Genomic DNA, 13,647 nt, shown 5'->3' with positions numbered 1-13,647 from the left:
CCGGCGCCGTCGGCCGCGGCGGCAGGTCGCGGACACGACCGACGGAGGGGAGCCCTGATGTCCTGGACGGTGGAGATCGTGGGGATGTCCGGCATCGAGAGCTGGATCGTGTCCGACCTGCCGCCGCACCCCGCGGATCAGGACCGCGCTGTGGCCGAGCACTTCCCCGACGTCGTGCTCGAGTGTGAGAGTCGCCGAGGCTCCCGCCTCCGCTACATCGCCCGTCCGCCCGGTGCACATCGACGCCTCCGGGGACCGGAGCTGAGCCTCGTGGCCGCGAGCGGCCCGGACGCCGGACACGTCGTGCCGTTCCCGAGGGGCGGCACCACGGTCGGCCGCGGCGGCAGCCGGTGGCGTCTGGCGGATCCGACCGCCCCGGCCCGTCCCGTCGCCCTGACGGCCTCCTCGTCAGGCCTCTGCGTGGACGACGACGGTCCCTCGCCGTGGCAGAACGCGTCGCCCGTTGCTGTGGGCACGACCGACATCGTGGTGGCGCGCGGCCCCGGAGAACCGCTGCCGCCTGCCGCCGTGCCGCCGACGGCCCGCGTCGACACCTCCGGCGCACCGGCGCCGATGTCCCTGGTGCTCCCCGCCGTCATGGCTGTGGGACCGCTGCTGCTCGGCGTGGTGCTGGCCGTGAGCACGGGACGCGCGTTCTTCCTGCTGTTCGGGCTGCTCTCCGTGGTCGCCGTGGGGACGATGCTCGGGCTGCAGCGTCGCAGCAGGACCCTGTTCCGCCGGCGCCTGCACGCTCGGGTGGACGCCGTCATCGAGGAACGGGAGCGCAGCGCCCTCACTCCGCTGTCGCTCACCCGGGCGTGCCGGTCCCCTTCGGCCGACAGGTTTGCGCTGCAGGCCGACGCCGCTGCGGAGGATCGCGGAACCACGTTCTTGCCGCCGGTGTTGCACTGGGGCTCGGGAATAGGAGAACTCCCCGTCGACGACCCGGTGCGCCAAGAGCGCTGGCGCCCCGACACGGTGCGTCGACAGCCGGTGCTGAGCCGCCCGGCCCCCGGGGCGGCCGTGCGCGTGGCCGGCGCCGGGCCCGAACACGACGGCGTGCTTCGGTGGCTGGTGGTTCAGCTGCTGCTTCAGACCTCGCGCCGTGGCCTCGGGTTCGCCGTCTGCTCCGCGGACACCGGCCTGCTGTGGCAGACCGGACCGGGTGCGGCGGGCGTCCTGCTCACCCTGCCGTCCGGGCGGATCGTCGCTCCCCTCCGGCGGGCGTGGTCGCGGCGCTGCCCTGCCGGCTCCGCCACGGCCGTCCCGTCGTCCGGCGAGCGCTGGGCCGAGGTGACGGTGGTGGAAGGCGCAGTCCGCGCCGCCGACGGCGAGGACCTGATCGACATCAGCGACGGCAGCGCCCGCCTCGGCGCCGAAGGTCAGGACCTGGAGGATCTCCACGCCTGCAAGGTCTCCGTCCGCACCGCCTGCTGGTGGGTGGAGGAGATCGCCTCGGATATGGCCGCAGCAGCACCTGGCCTGCGGCCCGGAACCGCTCCGACGCCCCTGCGCGTGCCCACGGCACCGGGTGTCCGGGCTGCGGTGGAGGAGCTGGTGACGCCCCTCGTCGGACCGGACGAGGGCGGCCATGCCCAGGTCGACCTCGACTTCGTGGCGGACGGTCCCCATGTCCTCGTCGCCGGCACCACCGGGTCCGGCAAGTCCGACCTGCTCCTGGGGATGCTGACCGGGCTGTGTGCCACACACCCACCGTCCGAGGTGGCGCTCGTCCTGCTGGACTTCAAGGGCGGCGCCTCGTTCTCGTGTCTCGAGCAGCTGCCCCACACCATGAGCGTGGAGACCAACCACGTCGCCTCCGCCTCCCTCCGTGCGCTGGACGCCGTCGGCGCCGAGCTCCGCCGCCGCGAGGAGCTGTTCGCGGCCCACCGGGTCAGCGACTATCCCGAGTTCCGCCGCCGCGTTCCGGGCATGGCGCTCCCCCGGCTCGTCGTGGCAGTGGACGAACTGCGTGTGCTCATCGACGAACACCCGGAGGCCTCCGAGGTGCTGCGCCGTCTTGCAGCCACCGGGCGATCCCTCGGATTCCACCTCGTCTTGGCGACTCAGCGGGCGACCGGGAGCGTAAGTGCGGACATCCGCTCGAATCTCGGTTCGGTGCTCTGCCTACGCACAGCCACGGAGCAGGAGTCGTGGGACCTGACCGGATTTGCCGGGGCGGCACGCATTCCGTCGGATCAGCCGGGAACCGTCGTCCATGTCGGGCAGGGGAGGGCACCACGCACCTTTCGGGCCGCAACGTGGGTCCGCTCTGACGCCGCCCGCCGATGGGTCCGTCCCGGGGCCGCAGAGATCCAGCAGGTCGCCCCGACCCTCTGGAGCGAGGTCGTCGCCGAGCTGGCTGCCCTCACGGAGGGAGCCGCCCTTCCCGTCCCGGACCCGATCCTGTCTCCGCCGCTGCCGGAGAGCTGGACCCCGCAGGCATCGGGAGCCGTTCCGCTCGCCCTCGTGGACGACACCGCGTCCGGTCGCCATCGTCGGCTCGATGCCGACGCCGGCCCGGAGGCGAGCACCGCCTGGCTCATCGAACCGCGAGGGGGACGCGATCTGCTGATCGCACGGCTTCGGCAAGACCTCATCGGCACCGGCGAGCACGTCCTCCACCTCGACGGCACCGGGACACCGGAGTCAGAACGGAACGGCACCCCACACGACGTTCCCCGCCGTTGGCGTGTCCTCACCCCGGACGGACCGCAGGAGCCCGTCGAGGCAGTCCTCGAGTCTGCGGCCGCACTGGCAGAGACCGGCGGCACCCTGCTGATCTCCGGGTGGGCCGCGTGGGCTTCCCTGCGCTGCCCTCGGTCCTATCGCGGACTGGAGGAGCTCCTGGTCCACCACCTCGGCACGGACGGATCGCGTGGTATCCGCGTCGCCGCCGTCGGCGGTCGGGAGCTGGCCTCCTCGCGCCTGCTCGCGCAGTTGCCCCGTCGGCTCTACGTGCCGGCCGGCACCACCCCGGAGCAGCGGATGATGTGGCCCAGGCTTACCGAGGTCCTGCACGTGCCGGGGCGCGCCGTCCTGATCGACGCCGACCACCCCGAGCCCGGCGCTCCTGCCCAGCTCCCCTTCCCACCGCCGTGACCTGCGCGCACCGTGGGACGCGACGGCGCACCGAAGCCCACCTGTGAAACGCCTCCCCCGGCAGAGGACACCGACCCCATCTGATCTAGGCTGAGCGCATGAGCCAGATCCTGCTGTTCCACCACGCGCTCGGCCTCACCGACGGCGTCCGTGCTCTCGCCGAGAGGATCGAGGCCGGCGGCCACACCGTGCACCTGCCGGACCTCTACCAGGGCACGACCTTCGCCACCGTGGAGGAGGGCGTCGCCCACCTGCAGCAGGTCGGCATGGACGAGATCGTCTCCCGCGGCATCGCCGCCACCGCCGAATACCGCCAGGCCTCCGTGCTCGCCGGCATCAGCATGGGCGTCTGCCCCGCCTTCAAGGCCGCGCAGACCGTCCCGGCGTTCCGCGCCTGCATCGCCATGTCCGCCGCCCTGCCGCTGAACGCCTACGCCCCTCTGTGGATGCCTCACGTGGCCCTGCAGGTGCACCTAGCCAGCGAGGACCCGTGGGTGAAGGACGAGGACCTGCCGCTGGCCCTCTCCTACGCCGCCTCCGCCGAGGAGCCGGACAACCCGGCCGACCTCTTCGAGTACGACACCGCCGGCCACCTGTTCATGGACTCCTCCACAGACGACTACGACGAGGCGCTCACCGACCTCATGGTCCAGCGCATCCACGAGCTGCTGCGGTGACGCCGCCTCACTGACGGAGGCCAGTGCCGTCGTCGGGAAACCGGCGGCGAAGCCGACCGGACTGGCTCAGTACTCCCCGTGGATGCCGCGGCGGCGGGCGCTGGCCGAGAGCAGCAGGGAGGCCACGGCGATCACCGCGCCCACCGCACCGGCCGTGTAGAAGCCGGCCACCGGGGAGAAGGCCTCGATCGCGGCACCGCAGAGCGGGGCGCCTGCCGCCGAGCCGGCCGTCATGCAGGAACCGTAGAAGCCCATCGCCTCACCGCGGCGCTCCTCCGGCACCAGCCGGGACAGGCGGCCCGATGCCGCCGCCAGCGTGGGCGCGGTGAGCAGGCCGGACGGGATGGACAGCAGCGCCAGGGACCACAGATCCCAGGCCAGGGCCATCGGCAGGGAGGCCAGGGCGAACAGGCCCATCAGGACGGTCGGGGAGACGTCCCGATGCGTGGCTCCGTAGAACACCCCGCCCACCGCGGAGGCACCGCACCACAGGGCGAAGACCACACCCACCGAGGCGGCCTGCCCCGCGTGCTGCAGCGTGGCCATGATGGACACCTCGGTGCCGATCAGGCAGAAGCCGGCGCCCACGGCCACCAGCAGCGTGGCCACCGAGGCCCGGTTCATCCACCCGAACGAGTTCCGGCGCCACTGCCGCAGGCGCTCGGCGCGCCCGGTCCGGCGGGTCCGGGCATCCGGAGACACCGGCCCGGAGCCGTCCGCCTTGATCACCGGCAGGGCACCGGTCACGGCCGGGATGGCGGAGGTGACCACCGGGATCGCGCCGGTGGCCAGGTCCGCCGCCGCCACGTCCAGGTGCATGGGGGCGCCGGTGACCGCCTGGGCCACCGCCTGCTCACGGTCTTCTTCCTCCGTATAGGCGTCCTCGCGCTGCGGGCCGGCCTCCAGCTGCCAGGAGCGGGTCGGCGGGTTGAACCACATCAGCAGGGCGCCGCCCACCGCGCCGGACAGGCCCACGACCACCAGGCCCAGCGACGAGTTGCCGGTGGCCGCGATGATGCCGCCGAGCGTCGGGCCGATGATGAACACGCCCTCGGTGATGATCGAGTCCAGGGCGAACGCCGTCTGCCGGTCCCGGCCCTTGGCCAGCACGCCCAGCCCCTGCCGCACCACGGAGAACACGGGAACCGTGAGCACGCCGCCGAGGAAGACGCCGGCAAGGATGAACGGGAACGGCAGATACGCCACCACCGGCCAGATCAGCGCCTCACCGATCACCGAGGGGATCAGGGCACGGCGCAGGCCCTTGTTGTCGATCACCCGGCCGCGCCAGGGGGCGCCCACCGCGATGCCCAGCGTCATGGCCGCCACCACGAAGCCGGCGGTGCCGTACCCCAGGCCCATCGTCGCCGCCACGTGGAAGGTCAGGATCACGCCCGCCGCACTGTGCGGGAAGCGAGCGATGAACCCCACGCCCAGCAGGTTCCGGATGCGCGAGTCCCTGAGAAGTCGAAAGTAGGCGCCGAAGTCCACCCGCGGCAGTCTAGTCCCGCAGGCGCGGCCAGCCGCCCGGGCGGGCCTGCCGGCGTCACGGTGCGGTCAGGGCGCCTGCGCGCCCCGGCCGGACCCCCGACGACGTCCGCTCGCCTCCGTCTAGCTGCTCGACTGGTCCTTCGCCCGCATCAGGTCCAGGCCCAGGACGGTGCCGACCACGGCGCAGCGCACGATGGGCGGCATGGACGGGTCCAGCGTCACCTCGTAGCGGGAGTGCCCCATGAGTCCGCGGGACAGACCCGCCCAGCGCCGCTCGACGGCGGCGATCTGCACCCCGCGGGCGTGAACCTGGTAGGCCTTTCCCCAGGCGTTGCCGACGATCTCGAACTCGGTGCCGTCCACCACCTGGCAGCTCACCTTGGTGCTGAAGAACGCGTGCTCCCGGCGCAGGCGTGCCAGCGGCAGGCCCTCGGCATCCACCATGGACATCCGGTCCCGGCCCCACGTGACCACGTCCTCGAAGCCGAACAGCGTGCGGCCGGTCTCCGCGTCCTCGATCACGAAGGACCGGTTGCCCATGAAGAAGCGGCTCGCGCCGGAGCCGGTGGTGCGCACCCGCAGCACCGGCCGCTCCTGGGCATCGGTGACCTCGAAGTCGTTGGACATGAAGGAGGTCGTCTGCTGCATGTGCAGCACGTCCGTGTGCGCCAGCCGTCCGGCGAAGAACCCAGAGTCCATGGACACCAGTGTGCCGCGCGGGCAGGAGGCAGGTCGAGCGGCCCGGGCGGTCCCGACTCACCGGGCCGCTGCCCGGCCTGATGTCCCGCCCCGCCCCGCCGGTGAGGAAGGTCACAGCTGCGGTGGACGCGGCCGGGACGACCTCCTCCGGTCTGCCGGACCAGAACATCGTCGGTTCCCTCCTGATGTTCGTGTTCACCGTCGCCCACATCCTGCCCATGCTGGGCCTGGCCGTGCGTCGGCTGCACGATGCGAACATGAGCTGCTGGCTGGTCCTGCTGGGTCTGATCCCGGCCGTGGGATGGATCGTCATGATCGTGCTGTTGGTCATGCGGCCCAAGCCCGAGGGCGCCCGCTACGACTCCTGACCGACGTCCCGGGGGCGGTCCGGCCGTGCCCGTCGGCTCAGTTGTGCCCGTCGGAGCCCGAGCCGGCCGGGGCGTCCACCACTGACAGCATCCGCACCGGGGTGGCCAGCAGCTGGGCCACCCCGTGCGGAGCCTCCCCGTCGAAGTAGAGCGAGTCCCCGGTGCGCAGGTGATACCGGCGGTCGCCGTGGGCGTAGACCAGCGCGCCGGCCAGCACATGGATGAACTCGCTGCCCGGATGCTGGAACGTCTCTGAGATGTCAGCGCCCTCGGCGAAGGTGATCAGGGCCGGACGCATCGACTTGGTCCGGTGCGGCAGGGCCCCGAGGGTGCGGTACTCCACGCCCGAGGCGGAGCCGGAGCGGACCACCACGGCCCCCTCGCCTGCGGCGGTGTGCACCGCCTGGTGCTTGCGGTCCAGGCCTCGGAACAGCTCGGTGACCGGGATGCCCAGGCCGGTGGCCAGCAGGTCCAGGGTCTTCAGGGAGCAGGAGGTGGCGGCCCGCTCGATCTTGGAGATCATCGCCTTGGACAGGCCCGTCACACTGGCCAGCTCGGTGGCGGTCATCCCCAGCGCGGTGCGGTAGAACTTCACCTGGTCGCCGATGGAACGCTCCAGACGCCCGCCCACCGGCTCCTCCGGATCTTCCCCCACAGAGGAGTCCGCGGGGATCGCCGGGGCGGGATCCGCCGCAGGCGGCGCCGCCGTCGTCCCCTGCTGCCTGCCCTCAACGGGGGGCACCCGTCCGCCCAGAGGCACGGCGGCGGTCTCGGACAGCGGATCCGGCTCGCCGGGAGCCGGGGCGGAGGGAACCTGGGCAGTCATGGACAGCATTGTGCCCCATCCCGCCGGCCACGGGCCGAGCGGCACCGCCGGTCCACGTCACAGCCACGGCGCGGCGGACCTCCGGGGCGTGTCCTTCCGTGGTCCAGTGGTCCTGCGGAGCGGTGGTCAGCGGGTGCCGGGGATCCAGTCGGTGCCGGCCAGCGGGACCTTCGCCATGGCGGAGGCCTCCAGGGTCAGGGCCACCATGTCCTCCGGCTCGAGGTGGCGCAGGTCCGACTTGCCGCAGGCCCGGGCGATGGTCTGGGCCTCCATGGTCATCACCCGCAGCAGGTTCTCCACCCGCCGACCGCCCTCCACCGGGTCCAGCCGGGCGGAGAGCTCCGGATCCTGGGTGGAGATGCCGGCCGGGTCTCGGCCGTCCTGGAAGTCGTCGTAGTAGCCCGGGGCAGACCCCAGGGCGGCGTACTCGTCCCGGTAGCGGGGGCTGTTGTCTCCCAGGGCGATCAGCGCGGCGGTTCCGATGGACACCGCATCGGCGCCCAGGGCCATGGCCTTGGCGACGTCGGCGCCGTTGCGGATCCCGCCGGAGACCACCAGCTGGACCCTCCGGTGCATGCCCATGTCCTTCAGGGCACGGACGGCCTCGGGCACGGCCGCCAGGATCGGGATGCCGACGTGCTCGATGAACACCTCCTGGGTGGCGGCGGTGCCGCCCTGCATGCCGTCCAGGACCACGACGTCCGCCCCGGCCTTCACCGCCAGGGAGGTGTCGTAGTAGGGGCGGGTGGCGCCGACCTTCACGAACACCGGCTTCTCCCAGTCGGTGATCTCACGCAGCTCGCCGATCTTGATCTCCAGGTCGTCCGGGCCGGTCCAGTCCGGATGTCGGGAGGCCGAGCGCTGGTCGATGCCCTGCGGCAGGGTGCGCATCTCGGCCACCCGCTGGGTGATCTTCTGGCCCAGCAGCATGCCGCCACCGCCGGGCTTGGCGCCCTGGCCCACGACCACCTCGATGGCGTCGGCCCGCCGCAGGTCGTCCGGGTTCATGCCGTAGCGGGAGGGCAGCAGCTGGTAGACGAGGGTGTCGGAGTGGTCGCGCTCCTCATCGGTCATGCCGCCGTCGCCGGTGGTGGTGGAGGTGCCCACGGCCGAGGCTCCGGTGCCCAGGGCCTCCTTGGCGTTGGCGGACAGCGCGCCGAAGCTCATGCCGGCGATGGTGATCGGGATGTCCAGATGCAGCGGGGTCTTCGCGTGCCGGTCCCCCAGCACCACGTCGGTGGCGCACTTCTCCCGGTAGCCCTCCAGGGGATAGCGGGAGACGGAGGCTCCCAGGAAGAGCAGGTCGTCGAAGTGCGGGACCCGCCGCTTGGCACCCCATCCTCGGATGTCGTAGACACCGGTCTCGGCGGCACGCTGGATGGCGTGGATGGTGGCGCGGTCGAAGGTGGCCGACTCGCGCAGGCCGTGGTCGCCGGGCCCGGGCACGGCGTCCGCGCGGACCTGGGCTGCGGTCTGGTTCTGCTGGGGCATGAGGGGTGTCCTCTCCGTGACGTCCCTGTACGGGGACAGGCGGGTGTGTCTGCTCGGGCGGGGCATCCGGGCCGCAGCGGGCGGCCCAGCCGGAACGGGCTCAGTAGGCCTTCGAGTTGTCGGCGGTGAAGTGGTAGAGCCGCCGAGCCGAGCCGTAGCGGCGGAACTCCTCCGGGGACTCGGTGCGCCCGGCCGCCTGCAGCAGCCCGGCGAGCTCCCGGCGGTGCTCGTCCCGCATCTGCTTCTCCACGCAGTCGGTGCCCAGCGAGGCCACCGACCCCTTCACGTAGAGGCGGGCCTCGTAGATCGAGTCGCCGAGGGACTCCCCGGCGTCGCCGCAGACCACCATTCGGCCGGCCTGGGCCATGAAGGCGGACATGTGGCCCACGCTGCCGCCGACGACGATGTCCACCCCCTTCATGGAGATCCCGCAGCGGGCGGAGGCGTTGCCGTCGATGACCACGAGCCCGCCCCGGCCGGTCGCGGCGGCGGACTGGGAGGCATCCCCGTGGACGTGGACACGGCCGGACATGATGTTCTCCGCCAGGCCCTGCCCGGCGCTGCCGGAGACGGTGAGGGTGGCGTGCTTGTTCATGCCGCCGAAGTAGTAGCCGACGTGGCCCTCGACGTCGACCCGCACCTCGCGGTCCACGCCGACGGCGATGGAATGCAGTCCACGCGGATGGGTCACGGTCCAGCGGGTGGCAGTGGCGGCGGGGTCGTGCAGGGCGGCGTTGAGCTCGCGGACGGACTGCTCGGCCAGGTCGACACTCACGTGCTCGGCGGCGTCGGCCTCGGCGGGATGCCGCGGTGCGGCGGTCGGGAGGGTGCTCATGCGGGGATCACTCCTGGAGGGGGTCTCGGATCGGGCGCGGCGGGGCAGTGCGTTCGGGACGGACATGTCCGACCCGGAGGTCACCAGGTGTAGACGCGGCCGGGCTCGGGTTCGAACACGCGGGCGGACTCGATGCCGGGCAGCTCGGACAGCGCCCGGAACTCGGAGGCCACCGCGACCCAGTCGTCGGTCTCGGCCACCACGCAGGGCTTGCAGGCGATGGGATCACGCACCACGGCCATCCCGTCCCGAGTGGTCACCACCAGGGTGTAGAAGCCGTCGAACACCTCGCCCAGGCGCAGCAGGGCGGTCTCGAGGTCCGCGCCCTCCTCCAGCTGGGACGCCACATACCGGGCAGCCACCTCGGAGTCGTTGTCCGAGCCGAAGCGCACTCCGTGGCGCTCCAGCTCGTCGCGCACGGTGAGGTGGTTGGAGAAGGAGCCGTTGTGCACCAGGCAGAGATCGTCCGCGACGGAGTAGGGGTGGGAGCCGGCGGCCGTCACCGCGGACTCGGTGGCCATGCGGGTGTGGGTGACGCCGCGGGTCCCGGACATCGCCTCCAGGCCGTGGGCGGAGGCGACCTCACGAGGATTGCCCACGCCCTTCATGACGGCCACATGGGAGCCCTGGCCGATCACCGAGGCCTCCGGGGCGAGCTCCTCCAGGGCCTGCAGCAGGGCGTCGGTGGACGCCTGGGAACGGACCAGGGTGGTGTGCCCCACGGCCTCCACGGTGGTCTCAGCGCCCTCGAGCCGCTCCGTCAGGCGGTCGGCGAGCTCAGCGGCCGGCAGCGGCAGATCGATGCCCAGCAGTGAGACCAGGCTGGCCGCACCCTGCATGGTCTGAGGATCGTCGTAGACGGCGAGTCCGGCGGAGTCCGGGCCACGCTCGATCAGGTCACAGGTCATGGAGTGCAGCAGGGTTCCCAGCTGCGGGCCCATCTCGGGATTCTTGATCTGCAGGGCGGCGATCCCGCACATCGGCGGTCTCCTCTCTCACGGTGGTCACTGTGTCGGCTCCGGCGCGGGTGCCGGTCCTGTGCCCCGGGGCCGGGCCGTCGCCGGCCCCGGGGGCGAAGCAGTCTCAGAACGAGGTCAGATCTGGGTGAGGTAGGTCTCGACCTCCCAGTCGCTGACCCGGTTGTGCCAGGTGAAGAACTCCGTCTCCTTCAGACTCGCGTAGTACTCGCCGATCTCCCGGTCACCGGAGAGGCAGCCCAGGATGGTCTCGTCGGCGCGGAGGGCGTCCACGGCATGGAGCAGGGTCATCGGCAGGCGCTTGGCGCCGGCCGAGTTGCCGCCCGGCTCGGCGGGGTCGCCCGGGTCCAGGCTGCGGTCGATGCCGTCCAGGCCGGCCTCCAGGGCGGAGGCCATCATCAGGTACGGGTTGCCGGCGCCGTCGCCGGTGCGCAGCTCTACTCGGTTGCCCTCCGGCACGCGGATGGACTGGGTGCGGTCGTTGCCGCCGTAGGTGGACATCTGCGGGGCGTAGGTGGCGCCGGAGACGGTGGTGGTGGCGTTGGCCCGTTTGTAGGAGTTGACGGTGGGCGCCAGGAAGACCTGCAGCGCCGGACCGTGCTCCAGCAGTCCGCCGATGAACCCGTAGGCGGTCTCGGACAGGCCCAGCCCGCGGTCGTCCTCGGCATCCGGGAACAGCGGGGTGCCACCGTCCCAGAGGGAGAGGTGCATGTGCAGGCCGGACCCGGCGCGCTCGGTGAACGGCTTGGGCATGAAGGAGGCGACGTAGCCCTCCCGGTGGGCGATCATCGAGATGATGTAGCGAGCGGCGATCACCCGGTCCGCAGTGGTCAGCGCGTCGGCGTACTTGAAGTTCTGCTCGAACTGGCCGGCGCTGTCCTCGTGGTCGTTGGCGTAGTTGTCCCAGCCCAGCTCGTTCATGGCGGCGGCCACGGTGGTGAGGTGGTCGAACATGCGGGTGACGCCGCGGGCGTCGTAGCACGGGTTCGGGGAGGTGTCCTCGTCGTCGCCGGTGGCGATGCCGCCGTCCTCGGTGCGGCGCAGGATGAAGTACTCCAGCTCCGCGCCGACCATCGCGGTCATGTCCCTCGCCGCCAGACGGGCCAGGGTGTTGCGCAGGATCACGCGAGGGGCATAGGGCCACGGACGGCCCTCCACGTGCGGATCGCACTGGACCATGGCCAGGCCCTCCTGCAGGAAGTGCAGCGGCATCCAGGAGTCCGGGTCCGGCAGGACCAGCAGGTCCGGGTCCTGCGGGCCCTGTCCGATGTTGCCGGCGGCGAAGCCGGAGAACCCCATGCCGCCGGCCTCCAGCTCCTCGGCGGCGGAGACGGGCACCAGCTTGGAGCAGGCACGGCCGGTCATGTCCACGAAGGTGGCCAGGATGTAGTCCACGCTGTCGCGTTCGGCGAGCTCGCGGAGGGTGGGGCGGTCCGCGGCGGCGGGATCCTTCGGGACGTCGGTGGCCTCAGGGCCGGCGGCGACAGCGGTCATCGTGATCTCCTCACAGCGGTCGAGGTGTCGTGATCAAGAACAGGGTCCACTGTCAGTGGAACACGGGGACCAGCAGGAATGAAACCTGTGACGGACTGTGTCCTGGACCACGACGAGACCGTGCCCGTGCAGAGCGTGTGACCGTCATCGGGCGGCGACGCCGGTCGTTCGGCCACAGGGGGCCGACGCACATCAGGCCCGGCGCCGGCCGCGGGCGTGAACCGCGCGGCCACGCCCACCAGCAGCAGGGAGACGGCCACGGCGAACACATAGCCGGCCTCCGGGGACACGGAGTCGATGAACACCCCGGCCAGCGGGGCGCCCATGGCGGATCCGGCGGTCATGGCCGAGCCGTAGAAGCCCATGGCCTCGCCGCGGCGCTCCTCGGCCACCAGCAGGGAGACCGTGGAGGAGGCCGAGGCCAGGGTGGGGGCGGTGAACAGCCCGGAGAGCACGGAGACCGCCGCGAGCACCCAGAGACCGTCCACGAGCGCCATGGGCAGGGTGGACACGGAGAACAGGGCCATCAGCACCAGCGGAGACACGGCCCGAGCCATCGCACCGTAGAGCAGGCCGCCCACCGCGGAGGCCCCGCACCAGAAGGCCAGCACGATGCCCACCGCCCCCTCCCGGCCGGTCTGCTCCAGCTCCGCGATGGCGGAGACCTCGGTGCCCACCAGCAGGATGCCGGCGGCCATGGCCACCGCGTAGACAGCGGCCACCCGCCCGGTCAGCCAGGAGAACTGGCCGCGCAGCAGGGCCATCCGCTGCCCGGCGGTCAGCCGGCGCCGCTGACGTGGAGCGCGGACAGCAGCCTGGTCCTGGGTGTCGGCGGAGACCACCGGGAGGGAGCCGGTGACCGCCGGCAGCGCCCCTGTGACCACGGGGAGCGCCCCGGTCATCAGCTCGGCCGCGCCGGCGCCCGGATTGACCGGGCCGCCCTGCCCGGCCTGCTCCACGGCGCGCTCCTGGTCCTCGGCGGCGGTATAGGCACCCGGCACGGAGGGTCCGGTCAGCTGGCTGGAGCGGGTGGGCGGATCCGAGACCATGAGCACGATCCCGCCGGCGGCCGCCGAGAGCCCGATGACGGTCAGCCCCAGGGCGGTGGAGCCCAGGGTGGCCACCACGGCCCCGAGGGCCGGACCCACCATGAACACCGTCTCGGTGATGATGGAGTCCAGGGCGAAGGCGGTCTGGCGGTCCCGTCCGCGGGTCATCACGCCCAGGCCCTGACGGACGATGGAGAAGATCGGCAGGGCCAGCAGCCCGGCCAGGAACACGCCCACCAGCATCAGCGCATAGGGCAGGTGCGGGACCACCGGCCAGAGCACGGCCACCGCGATCACCGAGGGCAGCAGGGTCCGGCGCACGCCGCGCCGGTCCAGCACCCTTCCGCGCCAGGGCGAGCCGATGGCGATGCCCAGGGTCATCACCGCGGTGGCGATGCCCGCCATGCCGTAGCCCAGCCCCAGGGTGGTGGCCACGTGCAGGGTCAACACCACGCCGGCGGCGGTGTTCGGGAAGCGGGCCACGAACCCCACGGCCAGCAGGCTGCGGATGCGCGGGTCCAGCAGCTGACGGCGGTAGGCGGTGAAATCCACCGGACCATCCTAGGGGGTGGAGGGCGCTCTCACACCTGCGCCGGACGACCGGCGGACCGCCGAGCACGACGACGCCGCCCGCCGTC

General features: G+C 72.2%; 11 protein-coding genes. 3 read left to right on the top strand and 8 right to left on the bottom strand.

Translation table 11 applies throughout. The features are described from left to right. The first annotated feature begins 57 nt into the window (after positions 1 to 57). Both FM125_RS05280 and FM125_RS05275 read left to right on the top strand, forming a co-directional pair. A complete protein-coding gene (locus FM125_RS05280; RefSeq protein WP_067190933.1) occupies positions 58 to 3,102 on the top strand; it encodes an FtsK/SpoIIIE domain-containing protein in 3,045 nt (1,014 codons plus the stop codon). A 98-nt stretch (positions 3,103 to 3,200) separates the two neighbouring features. Next, positions 3,201 to 3,779, top strand: coding sequence for a dienelactone hydrolase family protein (locus tag FM125_RS05275; RefSeq protein ID WP_067190935.1), 579 nt, complete (start codon positions 3,201 to 3,203; stop codon positions 3,777 to 3,779). Positions 3,780 to 3,845: 66 nt separating this feature from the next. Here the strand turns inward: FM125_RS05275 and FM125_RS05270 are convergent, their stop codons facing one another. Together FM125_RS05270 and FM125_RS05265 are read right to left on the bottom strand one after the other, a co-directional pair. Beyond that, on the bottom strand, positions 3,846 to 5,270 hold the full coding sequence (locus FM125_RS05270) for an MFS transporter (protein ID WP_087133865.1): 1,425 nt from the start codon (positions 5,268 to 5,270) through the stop codon (positions 3,846 to 3,848). Positions 5,271 to 5,390: 120 nt separating this feature from the next. Further along, on the bottom strand, positions 5,391 to 5,969 hold the full coding sequence (locus FM125_RS05265) for an LURP-one-related/scramblase family protein (RefSeq protein WP_067189933.1): 579 nt from the start codon (positions 5,967 to 5,969) through the stop codon (positions 5,391 to 5,393). A gap of 80 nt (positions 5,970 to 6,049) precedes the next feature. On the opposite strand from FM125_RS05265, the gene FM125_RS05260 reads away from it, so the two are divergent. After that, the gene (locus tag FM125_RS05260; protein ID WP_143745229.1) at positions 6,050 to 6,337 is read left to right on the top strand and encodes a DUF805 domain-containing protein; all 288 of its coding nucleotides are present in this window, start codon (positions 6,050 to 6,052) and stop codon (positions 6,335 to 6,337) included. A gap of 37 nt (positions 6,338 to 6,374) precedes the next feature. Here FM125_RS05260 and FM125_RS05255 read toward each other — a convergent pair whose 3' ends face one another. From FM125_RS05255 to FM125_RS05230, 6 genes are all read right to left on the bottom strand, one after another. Beyond that, positions 6,375 to 7,163, bottom strand: a complete 789-nt coding sequence (locus tag FM125_RS05255; RefSeq protein ID WP_087133873.1) for a helix-turn-helix domain-containing protein — start codon at positions 7,161 to 7,163, stop codon at positions 6,375 to 6,377. Between the two features lie 126 nt (positions 7,164 to 7,289). Beyond that, entirely contained in the window at positions 7,290 to 8,654 is a 1,365-nt protein-coding gene (locus tag FM125_RS05250; RefSeq protein ID WP_082739727.1) for an FMN-binding glutamate synthase family protein, read from the bottom strand. Positions 8,655 to 8,754: 100 nt separating this feature from the next. Beyond that, a complete protein-coding gene (locus FM125_RS05245; protein ID WP_082739726.1) occupies positions 8,755 to 9,489 on the bottom strand; it encodes a GltB/FmdC/FwdC-like GXGXG domain-containing protein in 735 nt (244 codons plus the stop codon). An 80-nt stretch (positions 9,490 to 9,569) separates the two neighbouring features. After that, positions 9,570 to 10,469: a class II glutamine amidotransferase domain-containing protein gene (locus FM125_RS05240; RefSeq protein WP_067189929.1), complete on the bottom strand. Its 900-nt coding sequence runs from the start codon at positions 10,467 to 10,469 to the stop codon at positions 9,570 to 9,572. 114 nt (positions 10,470 to 10,583) lie between these two features. After that, positions 10,584 to 11,960 (bottom strand): type III glutamate--ammonia ligase, encoded by a 1,377-nt coding sequence (glnT, locus tag FM125_RS05235; protein WP_067189927.1) that lies wholly within the window; start codon positions 11,958 to 11,960, stop codon positions 10,584 to 10,586. Continuing rightward, positions 11,957 to 13,561, bottom strand: coding sequence for an MFS transporter (locus FM125_RS05230; protein ID WP_087133863.1), 1,605 nt, complete (start codon positions 13,559 to 13,561; stop codon positions 11,957 to 11,959). Before FM125_RS05230 ends, glnT begins: the two co-directional genes overlap by 4 nt. Positions 13,562 to 13,647: the final 86 nt, after the last annotated feature.

The sequence above is a fragment of the Micrococcus lylae genome (assembly GCF_900163825.1).
GTDB lineage: Bacteria > Actinomycetota > Actinomycetes > Actinomycetales > Micrococcaceae > Micrococcus > Micrococcus lylae.
This window is presented reverse-complemented; position numbering and strand designations above follow the sequence as displayed.

What these genes read in the sequence shown, in the direction of transcription:
- FM125_RS05280 (WP_067190933.1), top strand. Translation starts at nt 58, where the DNA reads ATGTCCTGGACGGTGGAGATCGTGGGGATGTCCGGCATCGAGAGCTGG.
- FM125_RS05275 (WP_067190935.1), top strand. Translation starts at nt 3,201, where the DNA reads ATGAGCCAGATCCTGCTGTTCCACCACGCGCTCGGCCTCACCGACGGC.
- FM125_RS05265 (WP_067189933.1), bottom strand. Translation starts at nt 5,969, where the DNA reads ATGGACTCTGGGTTCTTCGCCGGACGGCTGGCGCACACGGACGTGCTG.
- FM125_RS05260 (WP_143745229.1), top strand. Translation starts at nt 6,050, where the DNA reads ATGTCCCGCCCCGCCCCGCCGGTGAGGAAGGTCACAGCTGCGGTGGAC.
- FM125_RS05255 (WP_087133873.1), bottom strand. Translation starts at nt 7,163, where the DNA reads ATGACTGCCCAGGTTCCCTCCGCCCCGGCTCCCGGCGAGCCGGATCCG.
- FM125_RS05250 (WP_082739727.1), bottom strand. Translation starts at nt 8,654, where the DNA reads ATGCCCCAGCAGAACCAGACCGCAGCCCAGGTCCGCGCGGACGCCGTG.
- FM125_RS05245 (WP_082739726.1), bottom strand. Translation starts at nt 9,489, where the DNA reads ATGAGCACCCTCCCGACCGCCGCACCGCGGCATCCCGCCGAGGCCGAC.
- FM125_RS05240 (WP_067189929.1), bottom strand. Translation starts at nt 10,469, where the DNA reads ATGTGCGGGATCGCCGCCCTGCAGATCAAGAATCCCGAGATGGGCCCG.
- glnT (WP_067189927.1), bottom strand. Translation starts at nt 11,960, where the DNA reads ATGACCGCTGTCGCCGCCGGCCCTGAGGCCACCGACGTCCCGAAGGAT.